We start from the raw sequence: 18067 nt of genomic DNA, 5'->3' as shown, positions 1-18067 counted from the left end.
ATGCTGGCCGTGGATAGCGTGTCGGTGGCGTTCGGCGGGGTCAGGGCGCTGGACCAGGTGTCGTTCGAGGTCGCGGCGGGTCAGGTGTGCGGCGTGATCGGGCCGAACGGGGCCGGGAAGACGACGCTGTTCGACGTGGTGTCGGGGCTGCGCCGGCCGAGCGAGGGCCGGGTCAGCGTGGCGGGCCGGGACCTGACCGGGGTGTCCCCGGTCAGGCGGGCCAGGGCCGGGGTGCGGCGCACGTTCCAGCGGACCCAGGTCTTCGGCCGGCTCACCGTGGCCGGCAACGTGCTGGCCGCGCTCGACTGGCACGGCGGCGGTGGCGGGCTCGCCGCCGACCTGGTCGGCTGGCCCGCCCGCCGGCGGCTGGAGCGGGAACGCGGCGAGCGCGTGGCCGAGGTGCTGGAGCTGTGCGGGCTCACCCCGCTGCGCGACGCGTACGCCGCCGCGCTCCCCGTCGGGCAGCGCCGGCTCGTCGAGCTGGCCAGGGCCCTGGCCGACCGGCCCCGTCTCCTGCTGCTGGACGAGCCCACCTCGGGCCTGGACGCCTCCCAGACCGCACGCCTGGGAGAGGTCGTCAAGGCCCTGGACACGACCGTGCTGCTGGTCGAGCACGACATGGGCTTCGTCATGGACACCTGCGACCGGATCGTCGTGCTGGACCTCGGCAAGGTGATCGCCGCCGGCGCGCCGGGCGAGATCCGGGAGGACCCGGTCGTCAGGGCCGCCTACCTAGGCTGAGTGGCGCTCGGTGAACGACAGGATGCGGCGCCAGGAGTCCTGGCACGCGTCCTCCCACTCGGCGTACGTGCGGTCGAAGTACGAGTGCGGCGCGCCCTCGTAGACGATCTTCTCGTGCTCCGTGCCCACCCGGTCGAGCGCGGCCTCGAACGTCTCGAACTGCTCGGGCGTGGTCGCCGTGTCCGCGCCCGCGAGCAGCATCAGGAGGGGCGCGCCGGGCCCGGTCGCCGGCTCCTCGATGGCGCGCAGCGCGCCGTAGAAGCCGATGCCGCCCGCCAGGCCGTTCCCCTCGTACGCCTGCCGCCACGAGTGGGCGCCGCCCATGCAGAAGCCGACCGTGAAGACCGGGCCGTCGAGCTGCTCGGTGGCCGCCCGGGCGTCGGCCCTGACGTGCTCGGCCTTGAGCTGCCCGACGTGCTTCATGAAGTCGAAGTCGTCGTCCCGCTCGCCGAGACCCGCCGTGCGGCCGAAGTAGTCGATCGCGATCGTGCGGAAGCCCGCCTCGGCGAAGCGCACCGCGAGGTCTCGGTAGTACGGGTGCAGCCCGCGCACGTCGGGCAGGATCACCACGCTGCGGCCGTTCGGCTCGGCGGGCTCGGCCCGGTAGGCGAGCAGCCGGTTGCCGTCGGCGGCCGTCAGCTCTATCTGCTCGTGAGAGGCCACCTCGCCCTGGATCGGCGGTGCGGGCGGCCTGCTGTCGGTGGAATGGCACATGAGGTCAGCATGCCCGCCGTGATTCCGGCTATCCAGGTACTCGGAGTGGCAGGTTCGGCGTGTCCCGGCAGGGCCATCCACGGGCAGACTTGTACCCATGAACCGGGAACTCGGGGCATTTCTCCAGGCCCGCAGGAACGAGGTCACGCCCGAGGACGTGGGCCTGGCGAGCGGGCCGCGCAGGCGGGTGCGCGGGCTGCGCCGCGAGGAGCTGGCCGAGCTGGCGGGCATCAGCGTCGAATACCTCGTACGCCTCGAACAGGGCCGTACCGCCCAGCCGTCCGCGTCCGTGATGGACTCGCTGGCCAGGGCGCTGGACCTGAGCGAGGCCGAGCGGACGCACCTGTTCGACCTGGCCGCGCCGCGTCCCCGCAGGCCGCGGCCGTCCGGCGGGGTGCGGCGGGAGCTGGTGGAGCTCATCGACCGCATGACGGACATCCCGGCCATGATCTTCGACCACCGCCTCGACCTGCTCGCCTGGAACCGGCTGGCCGACGCGCTCTTCCCCGGCCTCTGCCGCCCCGGCGCCAACCTGGCCAGGTACAACTTCCTCGCCGAGCCCGACCTGTACGCCGACCGCGAGGAGGTGCTCCGGGCGACAGTCGGGCAGCTCCGCCTGGCCACCGGCCGCCACGCCGACGACCCGGCGCTGACCGCCCTGATCGGCGAGCTGTCGGTGCACAGCCATCGGTTCCGCACCCTCTGGGCCGGGCGCGTCGTCAAGGAGCGCACCAACGGGGTCAAGCGCTTCACGCATCCGGTGGTGGGTGAGCTGGCGCTGCGGTACGAGACGTTCGACCTGCCGGGCGGGTCGGGGCAGCGGCTGAGCCTGCTCCACCCCGAGCCGGGCGGCGCCAACGAGGAGTCGCTACGGCTGCTGGCCTCCTGGTCCGCTTAGTAGGTGGGGGAGGCGCGGAATGCCTCGATGAGGTGCGCGCGTACCGCGGCCACCGCGGGCTTGGCCAGCGCGCCCGAGCGGACGGCCAGGTAGCCGGTGTTGATCGGGGCCTCGTCGGGCTCGGCCAGCGTGACGAGCGTGCCCGCCGCCAGGTCGCGGCGGCACAGGTAGGCGGGCAGCACGGAGACGCCCATCCCGGCCCGGACGGCGCTGAGCACGCCGCGCAGGTCCGGGATGACGACCTGCGCCGCCATCGCGGGCCGCCTGCCGAACACGGAGCGCCAGTAGCGGCGCACGATGGGCAGGTCCTCGGCGTAGGCCACCAGCGGCACCGCCGCCAGCTCCCTCGGTCCCACCCCGGCGAGCCCCAGGGACGGGGCGGCGACCAGCAGGAACTCCTCGTCGTAGAGGGGGTCCGCCTGCACGCCGCGCACCCGGGGCCGGATCGTGGAGATCACCAGGTCCAGGCGCCCGGCCGCGAGGTCCGCCAGGAGGTCGTCGGACAGCCCGAGCGTCGTGCGGAGCCGCAGCCCGGAGCGCACCAGCGGGGCCAGCATCGGCATCACCTCCTCGCACAGGAACTCGGCGGGCCCGCCCAGGTGCACGGCCGCGTCCGAGGGCAGCTCCGACTCCACCACCCCGTCCAGGGCGTCGAGCGAGGGGGCCACCCGGCGGGCCAGCTCGTCGGCGGCCGGCGTGGGCGCCACCCCGCGCGGCAGCCGGTCGAACAGCGGCCGGTCCAGCACCGACTCCAGCGTCTTGACCTGCGCCGTCACGGCCGGCTGCGACAGGCCGAGGGTCTGCGCGGCGGCCGTGATGGAGCCGGTCCTGTGCACCGCGAGGAACGTCCGCAGCAGGTCGAGCGAGATTGGCGACATATCACTATTCTGATACCTAAGACGATATTTCGTTATTTGTTACTTATGGCGGGCCGGGGCGACGATGTGAGACATGAACAAGCGCATTCTCATCGCCCTGACCAGCCATGACGACCTCGGCGGCGTCGAGCGGACCGGATACTACGTGCCGGAGGCGGCCCACCCCTGGGAGATCTTCCGCAAGGCCGGCTACGAGGTGGACGTCGCCAGCGTGCGGGGCGGGCAGCCGCCCCAGGACGGGTTCGACGCCGGCGACCAGACCCAGGTGGCCTTCCTCGCCGCGATCGGGGAGCGCGACACCGACCGCCTCGCGGACGTCGACGCCTCCCGTTACGACGCCGTGCTCTACGCCGGAGGCCACGGCACCATGTGGGACTTCCCCGACGACCCGGACGTCATCCGCGTCGGGCGCGAGGTGTACGAGCGGGGCGGCGTGGTCGCGGCGGTCTGCCACGGCCCGTCCGCGCTGGTGAACCTGACCCTCTCCGACGGCTCGTACCTGGTGGCGGGCAAGCGGGTGGCGGCCTTCACCAACGAGGAGGAGCGGCTGCGCGGCGTGGCCGACGTGGTGCCGTTCCTGCTGGCTGACAAACTGGTGGAGCGTGGCGCCGAGCACGAGCCGGGCGCCAACTGGCAGGCTCAGGTCGTCGTGGACGGCAGGCTCGCCACCGGCCAGAACCCGGCCAGCGCCGCGCCCCTCGCGGAGCGCGTCCTCGACGTCCTCGCCGAACGGCGGGACTGAGGAGCGGAATCGCCGCCGGATGGCGGTTGTCTGCCACGGCGCGGGCTCTGACCATCGAGGAGTAGCCCCATAGAAGGGATATCAGATGGCATTCCACCCCAACCTCGACCCAGAGATTCGCGCCTTTCTCGAGCAGACTCCGCTCCCGACGTTCGACATGGCGAACCTGACGCCCGAGGAACTGCCCGGGCACCGTGCGCAGATTAACGCGTTCCTCGCCGCCGCGCCGCCGGCCGACAGCGACGTGGTGATCGAGGACCGGCACGTGCCGGGGCCCGACGGCGCTCCCGACGTCCGGGTACGGATCTACCGCCCGGCGGGCGGCGGTGAGGGACGCCCGGGTCTGTACTGGATCCACGGCGGAGGGATGATCATCGGCACGCCCGAGATCGACGAGGCGATGATGATCGGCTACGTCGAGGAGCTCGGGTGCGTGGCGGTCTCCGTCGACTACCGGCTGGCGCCCGAGAACCCCCATCCCGCGCCGGTCGAGGACTGCTACGCCGGGCTGGTGTGGACCGCCAAGGCGGCGGGCGAGCTGGGCATCGACCCGGCCAGGATCGTGGTCGGCGGCGCCAGCGCGGGCGGCGGGCTCGCCGCCGCCACCGTGCTGCTGGCCCGCGATCGGGGAGGCCCCGACGTGGCGTTCCAGCTGCTCGTGTGCCCGATGCTGGACGACCGCAACATCACCCCGTCCAGCCACGAGTTCACCGAGGCGGTGGTCTGGGACCGCAGCGCGAACCTCTTCGGCTGGACCGCCCTGCTGGGCGACCGGATCGGCACCGACGACGTGCCCCCGTACGCGGCTCCCGCCCGGGCCACGGACCTGGCCGGGCTGCCGCCGGCGTTCATCGACGTCGGTGAGCTGGAGGTGTTCAGGGACGAGGACGTCGACTACGCGCTGCGGCTGTCGCAGGCGGGCGTGTCCACCGAGCTCCACCTCTACCCGGGGGCCTTCCACGGGTTCGACGGCATGGTCCCGGACGCCGAGCTGTCCAAGCGGGCGCGGGCGGCCCGGCTGGCGGCGCTCAGGCGGGCGTTCGCGGTCTGAGGTTGGCGCGCAGCCGTACCAGGGCGAGGGCCAGGTGGGCACGCAGGCGACCGGCCGCGTCGGCGAGCGAGAAGCCCAGCACGGACTCGGCCCTGGCGATGCGCGCGGCCATCGAGCTGTGGTGCAGGTGCACGGTGGCGGCCGCGCCGCGGACCGAGCCCGCCAGGCACAGCGCCCGCACCGCCGCCAGGGACTCCTCGCCGAGCCGCTCCATCGCCCGGACGTCGGCCAGCCCCGCGACCGCCGGCTCCGGCAGGTCGGCGAACAGCGCCAGGGCCCCCAGCTCGGACCAGCGCATCACGCGATCGTGCGGGCCGGTGAAGCGGAGCGCCGTCCGCGCGCCGGCCCATGACTCGGCCGCCCGCGCGCCCGGCAGCTCGGGCCCGATGCCCACCCGCGACCCTTCGGGAAGGTCGCGGGGCAGGGTGGTCGCCACCAGGACCGCTTCCGTGTCGCCGATCCTGGCGGCACGCACCTGGTGGCCCATGGCGCGCAGGCCGGCGGCGAGTTCCCGGTCCGGCCCCCGGTCCGGCCCCCGGTCCGGCCCCCGGTCCGGCCCCCGGTCCGGCAGGGCGATCGCCAGCGCCTGGAGCGGGGTGGAGGGGGCGAAGCCGAGCAGGCGCAGGGCCCGGGCGCGTTCGGCCTCGCCGGTCTCGGCCGACAGCACCAGCTCCACCAGCGCGGGGTCCTGCCCCGAGCGCGCCAGCGCGGCCGCGCGTTCCAGGGTGACCTCGGCCGCCACCGCGTACCGTTCGAGGACGATCTCGTCGAGCCCGTGCGCCGGCCCCTCACGCTCCATCCAGACCGCCCCGAGCCCGTCGCTCAGCTCCCTGACCTGGGCCGGGGCCTCGGCGGGCGTGTCCACGGCGCCGCGGGGCGACGTGCGGGTGCGGCGGCCGGTGGCCGCGTCGAGCAGCCCGACCGGGCATTGCGCCAGCCGCGCCGTGGCCGAGAGCAGCGTGGGCACGCTCACGTGGTCGCGAAGCAGCGAGTCGAAGTAGGCGATCACCCGCACCGCGCTCTCCGCGTCGGCGTCGAGCGTGGACAGCTTCAGCAGCAGTCCCTGCATGGCCAACAGACTATGTCCGTAAACGGCTGTTCGGGTTACCAAGCGTGCGCTAGGTTGGTTATGTGGATCTCGACTTCTCCCCGGCCGAGCAGGGCTTCCGCGCCGAGGTTCGCGACTGGCTGCGCGCGCACGTGCCGGGACCGCTGCCGTCCATGGACACCCCCGAGGGCTTCGCCGCGCACCGCGCCTGGGAGGCGCTGCTGGCGGACGCGCGGCTGTCCGTCGTCTCCTGGCCCGAGGAGTACGGCGGGCGCGGCGCCTCCCTGATCGAATGGCTGATCTTCGAGGAGGAGTACTGGGCCGCCGGAGCCCCCGCCCGGGTCACCCAGAACGGCATCTTCCTGCTGGGCCCCTCGCTGATGCGTTTCGGCGCGCCTGAGCAGCGCAGACGGTGGCTGCCGAGGATGGCCAGAGGCGACGACGTGTGGGCGCAGGCCTGGTCGGAGCCGGAGGCGGGCAGCGACCTGGCGGCCCTCACCTCCCGCGCCGAGCGCGTGCCCGGCGGCTGGCGCCTGTACGGGCACAAGACGTGGAGCTCGCGGGCCGCCTACGCCACGCACGGGTTCGGCCTGTTCCGCACGTCGGGGACGCGGCACAAGGGGCTGACGTACTTCCTCTTCCCCCTCTCCGACGTCGCCGTGCGGCCGATCGCGCAGCTCGACGGGCTGCCGGGGTTCGCGGAGCTGCACTTCGACGGGGTGTTCACGCCCGATTCGATGGTGCTCGGCGAGGTCGGCGAGGGCTGGCGGGTCGCGATGGCCACCACGTCCTCCGAACGCGGCCTCACCCTGCGCAGCCCCGGCCGCTTCCTGGCCACGGCCGACCGGCTGGTCGCGCTGGCCCGCTCCTCGGGCGACCCCGTGGCGGCCGACCGGGCCGCCAGGTGCTGGACCGAGGCGGAGGCGTACCGGCTGCACACGTTCGCGACGGCGCGGCGGCTCATGGCGGGGGAGGAGATCGGCTCCGCGTCCAGCATGGGGAAGGTCTTCTGGTCCGAGCTGGACCTGCGCATGCACGCCCTGGCCATGGAACTGCTCGGGGACCGGGCGGGGGAGGAGGGCTGGCTGGACGGGTTCCTGTTCTCGCTGGCCGGGCCCATCTACGCGGGCACGAACGAGATCCAGCGCAACATCATCGCCGAACGGGTCCTGGGGCTGCCACGATGAACTTCGGATTCACGGACGAGCAGCTCGCGCTGGCCGCCACTGTGCGGGACGTGCTGCGGGCGCACTGCCCACCGGCCGCGCTGCGGTCCGAGCGGCGGCCGGCCTGGGAGCAGCTGGCCGCGCTGGGGTTCTTCGGCCTGCTGGCGCCTCCCGAGTCCGACGGGCTGGGGCTCGGGCTGGCCGACGTCCTGCCCGCGCTGGAGGAGACCGGGCGGGCGTGCCTTCCGGGGCCGGTCGTCGAGACCGCCGTGGTGGCGCCGTACCTGCTGCCGGACAACCCCAAGCTGGCCTCCGGCGCGCTGTGCGTCGCCGTGCTGCCGCCGGGGCAGGCGTACGCGCCGGACGCCGACCTGGCCGACCTGCTGCTGGTGGCGCGGGACGACGGGTGGCGCCTGGTCGCCAGGGAGTCGGTACGCCTGGTGCCCAGGACCGGGGCGGACCCGTGCCGTCCCGTGTTCGAGGTGGCCTTCGACGAGTCCGAGGAACTGGGCGGCCCGGTCGAACGGGTGCTGCGGCGGGCCGCGGTGGCGACGGCGGCGCAGCTCATCGGGGTCGCCAGGGAGCTGCTCGCGGTCACCGTCGCGTACGCGCGGGTGCGGACGCAGTTCGGCGCGGCGATCGGGTCGTTCCAGGCGGTCAAGCACCAGCTCGCCGACGCGGCCGTGGCGGTGGAGTTCGCCGCGCCGCTGGTGCACCGGGCGGCCCTCTCGGTGGACCGGATGGCCGAGAGGGCGGATCGGGCCGGCGGGATCGCTGACCGGGACGTCGGGACCGTGGATCGGGCCGGCGGGGCCACAGACCGGGATGTGAGCGCCGCCAAGGCCGCCGCCGGTGAGGCCGCCGTGCTGGCGGCCCGGGTGGCGCTGCAGGTGCACGGGGCGATCGGCTACACCGAGGAGCTGGACCTGCGGTTCTGGCTCGCGCGGGCCTGGTCGCTGTCGGCCGCGTACGGCACCACGGCGGCGCACCGGGGACGCGTCCGAACCGCCCTCCTGGGCGGCGACCTGCGGAGGTGGCCATGAAGTTCGGAGTGCCGCTCGGACTGGTGCATCCGGACGCGTGGAAGGACGTGGCGGTGGCGGCGGACGAGCTGGGGTTCGAGTCGGTGTGGCTGCCCGAGCACCTCGTCTTCGCCACCGACCTGTCGCTCGCCCATTACCCGGGCACGTCCGACCCGGGGATCAAGCCCGGCACGCCGCTGTTCGACGCGCCCGCGTACCTGTGCTGGCTCGCCGCCTTGACCTCCCGCGTCCGGCTCGGCACGGCGGTGCAGCTCCTCGCGCTGCGCCACCCCTTCGTGTCCGCCCGCGCGTTCGCCACCCTGGACGTGGTCTCGTCGGGACGGGCGATCTGCGGGGTCGGCGCCGGCTGGTACCGGGGCGAGTGGGAGGCGGCCGGCGTCGAGTTCCGCACCCGGGGAGCCCGGCTGGACGAGGCGATCGAGGTGGTCAGGCGGCTCTGGAGCGAGCCGGTGGTCACCCATTCCGGGAGGTTCTACTCGTTCCCCGAGGTCGCGTTCGAGCCCAAGCCGGTGCAGCGGCGGCTGCCGGTGCTCGCGGGCGGGGAGTCGGCCGCCGCGCTGCGCCGGGCCGCCCGGCTGTGCGACGGGTGGATCAGCATGCCGCACACCCTCGAGTCCATCAAGCCGCAGCTCGACCGGCTGGGGGCGGGGGTGCCGGTGACCGCGCACGCGTACGCGCTGGCCTCGCCCGACGAGGTGCCCGCCTGGGCGGCGCTGGGCGTGGACCGGCTGATCGTACGGCCCTGGAGCCGCAGCCGGGACGCGGTGTCCCGGCTGGCCGCCTTCGCCGCCGACCACGGGGTGGGGGCCGCCTCGTGAGGGTCGCCTCGTGAGGGTCGCTCACGCGCGGTGGCGGCCCCGCCTCCGGGGCTGACCGGTCGTGCTCCGGCCGGGCTGGCCGGGGGCGCTCCTGCCAGGCTGGCTCGGGCCGCTCCTGGCCGGGTGGCTGGAGGCGCCCCTGCCGGTGCCGCCCGCGCCGACCAGCTGGCGCTCGTCCTCACGCCGGTGCGGCTGCGGTGACCCGGCGGAGGCGTGGCGGCGGCCCGCCAGCGGGGCGTCCTGCGCGAACGGCTGCGCGCCGCCGATGTGCACGCCCTGGGTGGGCGCCGGACGGCGGTGCCGGCGGCCGCGCAGCGGGAGGTCGGCCGTTCCTGGCTCGTCGCCAGAGCGCCCGAGGCGGCGGCGACGTCCCTGGTACGTGGCGCCGATGTCGAAAACGTCGTCGCCCCTGCCGTCGGTCGGGCTGAAGGCGTCGAACGCGCTGGTCGCCTGGGGGATGACGATGCGCTCGAACGGCCCGGTGTCCACGAAGCGCTCCAGCGGCCCGGTGTCCACCAGGATCTCGACCGGCCCGCTCCGGGCGGGCTCGGCCGGGCGGGAGGCGAAGAAGGCGTCGAAGGGGTCGGTGTCCGTGGCCAGGTCGAAGGGGCGCGTGTCGAGCGGGCGCCTGCGGCGTCCGGTGGCCCGGGCGGCGGGCTGGACGGCTTCCAGGGCCGTAACCGGCTGGAGGGCGTCCAGGGCGGTGGCGGGCTGGAGGGCGTCCCGGGCCGCGGGGGCCAGTACGGCGGTGTCCAGGGCTGCAGCGGGCCGGAAGGCTTCCAGGGCGGCTGCTTCCAGGGCGGCGGTGGCCGTGACGGGGTCCAGGGTCGCGGCCGGCTGGAGTGCGGCCGTTCGGCGGCTCGTACGGACCGGCTCGACCTCGAGCTTGCGGCGGCGACGGCGGCGGTTGGCGGCGGGGCCAGGCGTCGTGGCCCCAGCGGTGACCGGGGCGGCCCGCAGGCGGCGGGTCTTGGCCACGGCGAGCAGGGCCAGGGCCGCCACCAGGGCGGAGCCGACCAGCGCCGGCGAGGAGATGGCCGGCATCGGGCCGGTGGCCGAGGCGTCCGCGTGCGTGGGGATCGGTTCGGCGGTCGCCGCCGTGGTGTCGGCCGTCGCCGGCTTGGCGTGCTTGGCCTTCTTCGGCTGCTTGGGGCTCTCGGCGGTCGTGCTGTCCGCGGCGGAGCCGGTGGCGACCTTGGGGGAAGCGGGCGTGGGAGCGGCCTGAGGCTCCTTCTTCGCGGGGGAGCTTCCGGTCTCAGGGGCCCGGGCGGGCTCCTGGATCTCGCTGTGGGGGATCAGGGAGGTGAGCAGGTCGTTCCCGGAGAGCTGCTGGAGCGCACCGACGTCGGTGCCCGGCCCCGGCTGCAGGGCGGCCTGCTCCTCGGCCTTCTTCTGGGCCTCGCGCTGCTGCCGGGCCGCCTCCTCGTCCAGGCGGGACTTGATGCGCTCCGGGTAGCCGTACCCGACGACCTTGCTTGTGTCACGTTCCTTGCGCTTGGCGACGCCGCCGTCGATGTTGCCCTCGATGGTGAAGATCGTGTCACCCTCGACCCTCGTCACGATGCCGACGTGGTCGATGTTGTCGATGCTGTTCGAGCCGCTCCAGTCGTAGAAGACGAACGCCCCGGGCTTGGGCTTGTGGCCCCACGCCCCCTGCTCCTTGAACCACTCCGCGTGCGACACCGTCCACGCGAACTGCCCGATCCAGTCCTCGTACCCGAGCTTGTGCGCGGCCCACGAGAGGTACATGTCGCACCATGGGGCGGAGCTGTAGTCGGCGTCGAACTCGACGTTCTTGCCGTACCAGTTGCCGAACTTGGTGTATGCCCCTGATTTCTCGGCATACCCGAGCTGGCTCTCCAGCAACTCGATGTACTTCTGCATCTCTGGCGTCATGGAAGTATGGGGACACCTTCCGGGCAAGCCGGTTTGTCCGCATAGATCCCGGGTAAAGGGACACCCTGTGACTACTGGGACAAAACCGGAGGCTTGTCGTCTTCCGTGATGAGCGAGGCTACCGTGCCGTCCCGGCAGGTCAAGCCAGCACCAAGAGACGTTCAAGCTTTCCTAGACCAAGAACCCGCTGGTCAAAGATGCTGCCAGAAATGTCCAAGCTAAGGAGGTTTAATCCAAAAAGATCTACCTTGTCCCAGGTGAGAGGCTTGCCCCGAGTCAGTAGCCCGCGCCCGTGAGCAGCCCGCCGTCCACCGTGAACTCGCTGCCCGTGCAGTAGCTGGCCCGATCCGAGGCCAGGAAGGCCACCACGTGGGACACCTCCACCGGCTTGGCGAAGCGCTTGATGACCATGGACTTCACGAAGGCGTCGGCGTCGACCTCGTTCATCATGTCGGGATCCATCGCCATCGAGGTGTTGATCGCGCCGGGATGCACCGAGTTCACCCGGATCTTGAACCGGGCCAGCTCCCGCGCCGCCGACTTGGTCAGCCCGCGCACCCCGAACTTCGACGCCGAGTACGCCGACAGCCCCTCGGCCCCGACGTAGCCCTCGATCGAGGAGATGTTCACGATGGCGCCCCGCCCGGCCGCCTTCATGGGGTCGATCACCGACTTGATCCCGAGCCAGGTGCCCTTGAGGTTGACGCCGATCACCCGGTCGAAGTCCTCGGGTGACATATCGCTGATGCGCCGAAATTTCAGGATCCCGGCGTTGTTGACCAGTACGTCCAGCCGGCCGTGCAGCTCGGTGGCCGTCGCCACCGCCCGCTCCCAGTCCTCGACGCTCGTCACGTCGTGATGGACGAACGCGGCCCCCGTCTCCTCGGCCAGCGCCTTCCCCTCCTCGTCCAGCACGTCACCGAACACCACCCGCGCCCCCTCCTCAAGGAACAGCCGCACGTGCGCCGCCCCCATCCCGCGAGCGCCACCGGTGATCAACGCGACCTTGCCCTCAAGCAACCCCATAACGCCCTCCAGCCGCGACGGCAACCGCCGCCGCCTCCATGGAGCGGTAGACGGGGATCCCCGCCTCCGCCGCGATCCGCCTCACTTCGTCCTCGACGCCCGCAGGCGCGCACTCGCCGTTCCTGGTGACGAGGGTGATCCTGGTGCCCGGCAGCGCGGCCTGCGCCTGCGCCACGACCCGCGTGTAGGCGTACAGGGGCTCCGCCGCGTCCCCGTACGTGAAGAACGCCTGGACGTTCACGTGCAGGACCACGTCGCCGTACGGCCTGCACCGCAGCAGCGCGGAGACCACCTCGGGCACGAGCCCGGCCCGGCCCAGGGGCCCGACCGGCACTTCGAGCGGGTTGCCGGAGGCCACCACCCCGAGCCCGCGCAGCGCCTCCAGCGCGTCCGGGGGCAGCGGGTCCAGCCGTACCCCCGCCAGGTCGAACGCGTCCGCCGCCAGCACGCTCGCGCCCCCGCTCGGCCCCACCACCAGCACGCCGCCAGAGGCGGCGCCTGAGCGCGAGCCGTGCGCCTGGAAGTACGCCAGCACTCCGATCAGATCGTCCTGGCCGGCGACCAGCACCGCCCCCGCCTGCTCGGCCACCGCCTCCCACACCCGCCGGTCGCTCACCATGCCGCCCGTGTGGGACGCGGCCGCCTCCTGCCCCTGCCCGCTCCGCCCGCCGACCAGCAGCACCACCGGCAGCTCCGCGGCGCGCAGCGCCTCGAACAGCTCGCGCCCGTCACGCGGGTCCTCCAGGTACAGCCCGACGGCCCGCGTCTCCTCGTCCCGGGCGAGCCAGCGCAGCAGCTCGGCGGGGGTCACGTCGGCCGAGTTCCCCACGGTGACGACCCGGCTGAACGCCAGCCCGCGCCGCTCCCCGACCTTGATCACCTCGCCCGCGAGCCCGCCGCTCTGCGAGATCAGCGCCACCGTCCCGGCGGGCCCGAGCCCGCCCCCGACGAACGTCTGCCGTCCCCGAGGGCTGTACACGCCCATGCAGTTGGGCCCCAGCAGCCGCGTGCCCGCCGCCCGCGCCGCCTCGACCAGCCCCTCCTCCAGGTCCGGCCGGCCGGTCTCGGCGAACCCGCCGCTCATCACCTGCACGAACGGCACCCCGCGCGCCTCCCGCAGCACGTCGGCGCAGCGTTCGGCGGGCACGGCCACGAGGGCGTAGTCCACGTCCGCCTCGGCGAGCGACGGCACGGCCGGCACCCCCGCCACCTCGGCCGCCGTCGGATGCACGGCCACCAGCGGGACGCCCGCGGCGCGGTAGAAGCCGAGGAACATGTTCCCGAAGTTCGGCCTGGTCGTGGAGGCCCCGACGACGGCCACGGCCTTGGGCTCGAAGAGCGGCAGGAAGTCCGTCGCCGCGCGGGACGCGCCCGCCACGGGTCCCGGGGAAGGCAGGTAGCGAGCGTCGACCGCGATCACCCCGGAAGGGCCGGCGATGACCGGGTTCAGCTCGAACTCGCCCAGTTCGAGCCGTTCCCACAGCCCACCCGGGCCGCCGACCGTCATGAGCAGTTTGACCACCGCGTCCACGTCCACCGGCGGGCCGCCGCGGCTCCCGTACAGGACGGAGGACCCGCGCAGCGACGCCAGCATGCGCCGCGCGTCCTCCTCCGAGACCGGGCAGAGCCGCAGCGCCGTGTCGCGCAGCGCCTCCGTCCACACCCCGCCCAGCCCGGCGAGGAGCACCGGCCCGAACCCGGGGTCCCGCACCAGGCCCACGATCAGCTCCACGCCGGCCTCGGCCTGCTCCTCGACGAGGAAACCCGCGACCTCCAGCCTGGCCCGCATGCCGGCCGCCGCCGCGGCGAGGTCCTCCCTGGAGAGCCCCAGCGCGACGGCGCCGACGTCCGACTTGTGCACCAGTCCCGGGCCGAACGCCTTCAGCACCAGCGGTTCGGCCAGCTCCCCGGCCCGGTCGAAGTCCAGGTCGTGCACCACCACCCCGCGCGGCACCGGCACCCCGGCCGTGCTGAGCAGCGCCTTGACCTCGTGCTCGTACGCGCTCACCCGAGCAGCTCGCGGATCTTCCCGCGCAGCAGCTTGCCGGGGCCGCCGGAGGCGTCCTGCGAGTGCGGCAGCGCGTCGGCCACCACGATGTGGTCGGGCCGTTGATGGGCCGGCAGGGTGTCGGCCAGCGCGAGCGCCAGCTTGGACGCGTCCAGCGTGTGCCCCGCCCGCGGCACGACCGCCAGCAGGACCTCCTGCTCGGAGGCCCCCTCGGGTACGCCCACCGCGCCGGCCTCGGCCACGCCGTCCAGCGCCGAGACCGCCTCCTCGATCACGACCGGCTGCGTCCAGACGCCGCCCTTGAGTATCGAGTCCTCCCGCCTGCCCAGCACGCGCAGCACGCCGTCGGGGGAGAGCGTGCCGAGGTCGCCGCCGACGTACCACTCGCCGCGCAGCACCTCGGCCGTCCGCTCGGGCAGGCCGTCGTAGCCGGTCATGCGGTGCGGTCCGGCCAGGTTGATCTCGCCCACCTCGCCGACCACGCGCTCGCCGTTCGGGTCCGTGATGCGCACCGCGTTGCCGGTGCGGGGACGGCCGGAGGAGCCGAGCGGGATCGTGCCGTCGTCCACCCGGCCCATGCACGTGTACGGGGCCTCGGTCTGGCCGTAGTAGGAGTACACGCCCGCCTGCGGCAGCCTGGCCTTGATCCGTTCGAGCATGGTCGCGGTCAGGGGCTCACCGCCCAGCATGATCACCTGGATGGACGACAGGTCCACGTCCTCGTGCTCGGGGGACGCGAGCAGCGCCGCGTAGAACGAGGGGATCTGCGAGAGATGCGTGACCCGTTCGCGGGGGACGACGCGCAGGAAGTTCGCCGGGCCCCAGTCCTGCTCCAGGACCAGCCGCATCCCGGCGTACAGGGCGGGCCCGACGATGGCCGGGAAGCCGATGCCCCAGATGATCGCGCCCGTCCCGAACACCGAGTCGGGGCCGCGCGGCACGTCCAGCCAGATCTGCGCCGTGGCCAGCGACGACGCGTGCGTGTGCACGACCGCCTTCGGCAATCCCGTCGTGCCCGAGGTGTAGTAGAGGGCCAGCGGGTCGTCGTACCAGCCGCTGATCGGCGGCTCCTCGTCGGAGGCGCCTTCGAGCTCCCGCACGTCGATCCACGTGGTCACGCCGGGCAGCGAGTCCCTGATCTGCGCGACCACGCCCTCGACCGTCGCGTCGTACACGAACGCCGTGCACCCCGAGGCCGCCACCACGTCACGCAGCGTCTCCACCGGCCAGTACGGGTTCAGCGCCGCCGTCACCGCCCCGATCTTGGCCTGCGCGAGGTAGACCTCGGCCACCCGCAGCGTCTCGTTGAGCAGCGCCGCCACCCGCCGGCCCGGCCCGATCCCCTTCTCCAGGAGCGCGTGGGCGCGGCGGTTGACGTTCCTGTTGAGCTGGTCGTAGGTGAAGCTCTGCTCGCCGCAGTACGTGAGCGCGACCTGGTCGGGCGTGCGCAGCGCTCCGGCGGTCAGGATCGCGTGGCCGTAGTTGCCGTAAGGTGATCGCGCCATGGGGGAGGCCTCCAGTCAGAGGGGCTGATAGAGCACGAAGACGTTTCCTGAGGGGTCGCGCAGCACCGCCCGGATCTCGTGCGGCCCTTTCTCGGGCTCCCGCACCACCTCGCCGCCGCGTTCCGTCAGCCCCCGCACGGCGTCCGCCACGTCGTCCACCTTGTACGACGGCGCGACCGAGGTCGTGACGTGCTCCGCGGGCCCGGCCAGTGCCACGGTGACCCCGCCGCCGTCGAGCGCCGCGAACCTGTCGCCGTCCCTGAACTTCACCGGCAGCCCGTAGAAGGCGATCGCCTCGTCCAGGTTCGCGACGGGGATGAGCACGTTGCCGAGCTTCACACGGGCCTCCAATGGGGGAGTTCGTCGATGAACGTCACGCGTACCGGCATGCCGACGCGTACCTCGCCGGGGGCGCACCCCACCACGTGCCCGAACGCCCGCACGCCGGCCGGCAGGTCCACCCAGGCCATCACGTACGGCTCCCGGCCCCGGTAGGCGGGGGCGAACGAGCGGTGCACGACGGTGAAGGTGTGCACGACGCCCTCGCCCTCGACCGGCTCGAAGACGAGCTCCCCGCCACCGCACCAGGGGCAGGCCGCCTCGGGGAGGTGGACGCGGCGGTCGCAGGACGTACAGCGCTGGACGACCAGCTCGCCGCGCCTGCAGGCGGCCCAGTACGCAGAGGTGTCACCGCTCATCGCTTGCCAAGCTAGCGCACGCTTGGTTGCCCCACAAGGCCCCCACTCAGCCGCTAAAGGGGTGGCTCCTCCTCGGGCGTCGAGAGGAGCACCATGGGCTCTTCGGAAGGCCGGCCGGTGGGCTCGTCCGAGGGTCGGGCGAAAGATTCCTCCGACGGCGTAGGCGTCCCGACGGCCGTCCTGCTGTGCTCCTCACTCGGCGTAGGCGTAGGTGGTGTAGGCGGGTGGGGAGTCGGCGTAGGCGTGGGGCAGGCGGGACCGTCGACGGCGACCTCGCTCACCTGCGGCCCGTTCCCCGCCGCCGGCTCCGTCATCACCACGATCCCGACATACACCCGCTTCCCGCAGGAAACGCCTCCAGGATCGTGCGTGACGGCGCTGGTGTAAGCCGTGCTCCCCCGTAAGGTCCGGGTCTCCTGCCGCACCGTCCGGGCCGCCCCGCCCTCCCCCTCCCGCCGCGTGTACGAGATCCGCAACCGTACGGGCCCCGTGCCGTCCGCCGAGACCGTGATCGCCCCCGCCGTGCCGCTCCACCCCACGATGCCGGCGGCCCGCACCGCGGTCGGACGCGGCACCGAGGTCCCGCCCTGCCGCACCGTGGGAGGAGGGCTGGGAGGAGGGGAGACCGTGCGCGCGGGCGTGCTGCGCCGGGGAGCCGCGGAGGTCCGGGTCCGGGTGGGCGTGGCCGCGTCCACGGGCGCCGGCTCCGGCTCGGTCTGTGCCGTCTTGGGCGGCGGCATCAGGATCGTGCCGGGCCCGGGAGGCATGCGCCCGCCCGACATCATGAGCGAGATCGCCACGGCGGCCACCGTCGCCCCCGCCACCCACAGGTACGGCGGCAGCCGGGGCATCCGCAGCACCCGGTCCCGGAGGGTGGTCGTGGCTCCGGAGGCCCGCTCGGTCCTGGCCAGCGGGAAGCGCAGGGCCAGCAGCGTGGCCAGCTCGCCCAGATGCCGCCGCCCGCGCTTCTCCCAGTCCGGGCCGTACCCGGCGACCGCGTCCTCCTCCAGCTCCGCCGCGAACTGCCGGGCCGAGGCGTACCTGGTCGCCGGGTCCTTGGCCATCCCGCGCCTGAGCAGGTCGCGCAGCGAGTCGGGCGCGACCTCCAGCGGCACCGGCTCCACCAGGTGCTTGTCCCGCACGGCCGGGACGTCCAGCGCCCCGTCCTCGCCCTCCTTGACGGCCCGGTACGGCGGTCGCCCCCTGACCGCCTCGAACAGCACGCACGCCGCCGCGTACACGTCCGCCGGCGGCCCCGCCCGGTCCTGCGTCCACAGCTCGGGCGACATGTACTCGGGGCTGCCCGCGGGCACGCCCGGCTCCTCCGCGTGCACGACCACGCCGAAGTCGGCCAGCTTGCTGGTGCCGTCGGCCTGGACCAGGATGTTCTCCGGCTTGACGTCGCGGTGCGGCACCCCTCGCTCGTGCGCGGCGGCCAGGGCCAGCAGCGTGCTCTTCAGCACGGTGAGGGCCGCCTCCGGGCTGATCCCGCGGTGCTCGTCCAGCAGCGTACGCAATGACACGCCGTCCACCAGCTCCATGACGACGGCCGCTCTGGTGGGGGTCTCGACGTACTCGTAGAGCCGGACCACGTTGGGGTCGTCGATCTCGACGAGCTCGTGGGTGTCCGACCGGAAGCGGTCCATGAACTCGGTGTCCCTGCGCAGGGTGGCGTTCAGGTACTTGATCGCCACGTAGGCGCCGGTCTGCTGGTAGGTGGCGAGGAACACGCGGCCGGTACGGCCCGCGCCGAGCTGGCGAACTTCACGGTAACCAGGGACCAAGTCGAACCCCCATCAGCAGCCGTCATCGATTCGACGGTCTCACCCGGGGTT

Annotated in this window: 17 protein-coding genes; 7 read left to right on the top strand and 10 right to left on the bottom strand. The window is 73.5% G+C overall.

Annotated elements, in window-relative coordinates:
- Complete coding sequence (locus ABZX61_RS60015; RefSeq protein ID WP_355210744.1) at positions 1-741, top strand: ABC transporter ATP-binding protein; 741 nt, start codon at positions 1-3, stop codon at positions 739-741.
- Here ABZX61_RS60015 and ABZX61_RS60010 read toward each other — a convergent pair.
- Entirely contained in the window at positions 733-1455 is a 723-nt protein-coding gene (locus ABZX61_RS60010) for a dienelactone hydrolase family protein (RefSeq protein WP_355210741.1), read from the bottom strand. The genes ABZX61_RS60015 and ABZX61_RS60010 overlap by 9 nt on opposite strands.
- A 97-nt stretch (positions 1456-1552) precedes the next feature.
- Here ABZX61_RS60010 and ABZX61_RS60005 point away from each other — a divergent pair, with 97 nt between their 5' ends.
- On the top strand, positions 1553-2353 hold the full coding sequence (locus ABZX61_RS60005) for a helix-turn-helix transcriptional regulator (RefSeq protein WP_350724444.1): 801 nt from the start codon (positions 1553-1555) through the stop codon (positions 2351-2353).
- Here the strand turns inward: ABZX61_RS60005 and ABZX61_RS60000 are convergent.
- Positions 2350-3231, bottom strand: coding sequence for a LysR family transcriptional regulator (locus tag ABZX61_RS60000; protein WP_355210738.1), 882 nt, complete (start codon positions 3229-3231; stop codon positions 2350-2352). The two genes, ABZX61_RS60005 and ABZX61_RS60000, sit on opposite strands and share 4 nt — an antisense overlap.
- 73 nt (positions 3232-3304) lie before the next feature.
- On the opposite strand from ABZX61_RS60000, the gene ABZX61_RS59995 reads away from it, so the two are divergent.
- The gene (locus ABZX61_RS59995) at positions 3305-3973 is read left to right on the top strand and encodes a type 1 glutamine amidotransferase domain-containing protein (protein WP_355210735.1); all 669 of its coding nucleotides are present in this window, start codon (positions 3305-3307) and stop codon (positions 3971-3973) included.
- An 85-nt stretch (positions 3974-4058) separates the two neighbouring features.
- Positions 4059-5024 (top strand): alpha/beta hydrolase, encoded by a 966-nt coding sequence (locus tag ABZX61_RS59990; RefSeq protein WP_355210732.1) that lies wholly within the window; start codon positions 4059-4061, stop codon positions 5022-5024.
- Here ABZX61_RS59990 and ABZX61_RS59985 read toward each other — a convergent pair.
- Complete coding sequence (locus ABZX61_RS59985; protein ID WP_355210730.1) at positions 5002-6093, bottom strand: helix-turn-helix domain-containing protein; 1092 nt, start codon at positions 6091-6093, stop codon at positions 5002-5004. The genes ABZX61_RS59990 and ABZX61_RS59985 overlap by 23 nt on opposite strands.
- A 62-nt stretch (positions 6094-6155) precedes the next feature.
- On the opposite strand from ABZX61_RS59985, the gene ABZX61_RS59980 reads away from it, so the two are divergent.
- From ABZX61_RS59980 to ABZX61_RS59970, 3 genes are read left to right on the top strand one after another with little or no spacing between them, the layout of a single operon-like run.
- The gene (locus tag ABZX61_RS59980) at positions 6156-7259 is read left to right on the top strand and encodes an acyl-CoA dehydrogenase family protein (protein ID WP_355210727.1); all 1104 of its coding nucleotides are present in this window, start codon (positions 6156-6158) and stop codon (positions 7257-7259) included.
- Positions 7256-8281, top strand: a complete 1026-nt coding sequence (locus tag ABZX61_RS59975; RefSeq protein ID WP_355210725.1) for an acyl-CoA dehydrogenase family protein — start codon at positions 7256-7258, stop codon at positions 8279-8281. Before ABZX61_RS59980 ends, ABZX61_RS59975 begins: the two co-directional genes overlap by 4 nt.
- Positions 8278-9099, top strand: coding sequence for a TIGR03619 family F420-dependent LLM class oxidoreductase (locus tag ABZX61_RS59970; RefSeq protein ID WP_355210722.1), 822 nt, complete (start codon positions 8278-8280; stop codon positions 9097-9099). Before ABZX61_RS59975 ends, ABZX61_RS59970 begins: the two co-directional genes overlap by 4 nt.
- Positions 9100-9120: 21 nt before the next feature.
- On the opposite strand, the gene ABZX61_RS59965 is transcribed toward ABZX61_RS59970, so the two are convergent.
- The 7 genes from ABZX61_RS59965 to ABZX61_RS59935 all read right to left on the bottom strand — a co-directional run bounded on the left by ABZX61_RS59965 (position 9121) and on the right by ABZX61_RS59935 (position 18016).
- A complete protein-coding gene (locus ABZX61_RS59965; protein WP_355210720.1) occupies positions 9121-10995 on the bottom strand; it encodes a CHAP domain-containing protein in 1875 nt (624 codons plus the stop codon).
- Between the two features lie 276 nt (positions 10996-11271).
- The gene (locus ABZX61_RS59960; RefSeq protein WP_355210718.1) at positions 11272-12021 is read right to left on the bottom strand and encodes a glucose 1-dehydrogenase; all 750 of its coding nucleotides are present in this window, start codon (positions 12019-12021) and stop codon (positions 11272-11274) included.
- Entirely contained in the window at positions 12008-14029 is a 2022-nt protein-coding gene (locus ABZX61_RS59955) for an acetate--CoA ligase family protein (RefSeq protein ID WP_355210715.1), read from the bottom strand. The genes ABZX61_RS59960 and ABZX61_RS59955 overlap by 14 nt, the downstream gene beginning before the upstream one ends.
- Positions 14026-15534: a class I adenylate-forming enzyme family protein gene (locus ABZX61_RS59950; RefSeq protein ID WP_355210713.1), complete on the bottom strand. Its 1509-nt coding sequence runs from the start codon at positions 15532-15534 to the stop codon at positions 14026-14028. The genes ABZX61_RS59955 and ABZX61_RS59950 overlap by 4 nt, the downstream gene beginning before the upstream one ends.
- Before the next feature lie 15 nt (positions 15535-15549).
- Positions 15550-15873 carry a VOC family protein gene (locus ABZX61_RS59945; RefSeq protein ID WP_355210710.1) on the bottom strand — a complete coding sequence of 108 codons (324 nt, stop codon included), beginning with the start codon at positions 15871-15873 and terminating at the stop codon, positions 15550-15552.
- Positions 15870-16232, bottom strand: a complete 363-nt coding sequence (locus tag ABZX61_RS59940; protein WP_355210707.1) for an OB-fold domain-containing protein — start codon at positions 16230-16232, stop codon at positions 15870-15872. Before ABZX61_RS59940 ends, ABZX61_RS59945 begins: the two co-directional genes overlap by 4 nt.
- Before the next feature lie 53 nt (positions 16233-16285).
- Positions 16286-18016, bottom strand: coding sequence for a serine/threonine-protein kinase (locus ABZX61_RS59935; RefSeq protein WP_355210704.1), 1731 nt, complete (start codon positions 18014-18016; stop codon positions 16286-16288).
- Between the last annotated feature and the right edge of the window lie 51 nt (positions 18017-18067).

The sequence above is a fragment of the Nonomuraea sp. NPDC003709 genome, from assembly GCF_040610775.1.
Lineage (GTDB): Bacteria > Actinomycetota > Actinomycetes > Streptosporangiales > Streptosporangiaceae > Nonomuraea > Nonomuraea angiospora_A.
Note: the sequence above shows the minus strand (reverse complement) of the source record. Positions and strands in the feature narration are given on the sequence as shown.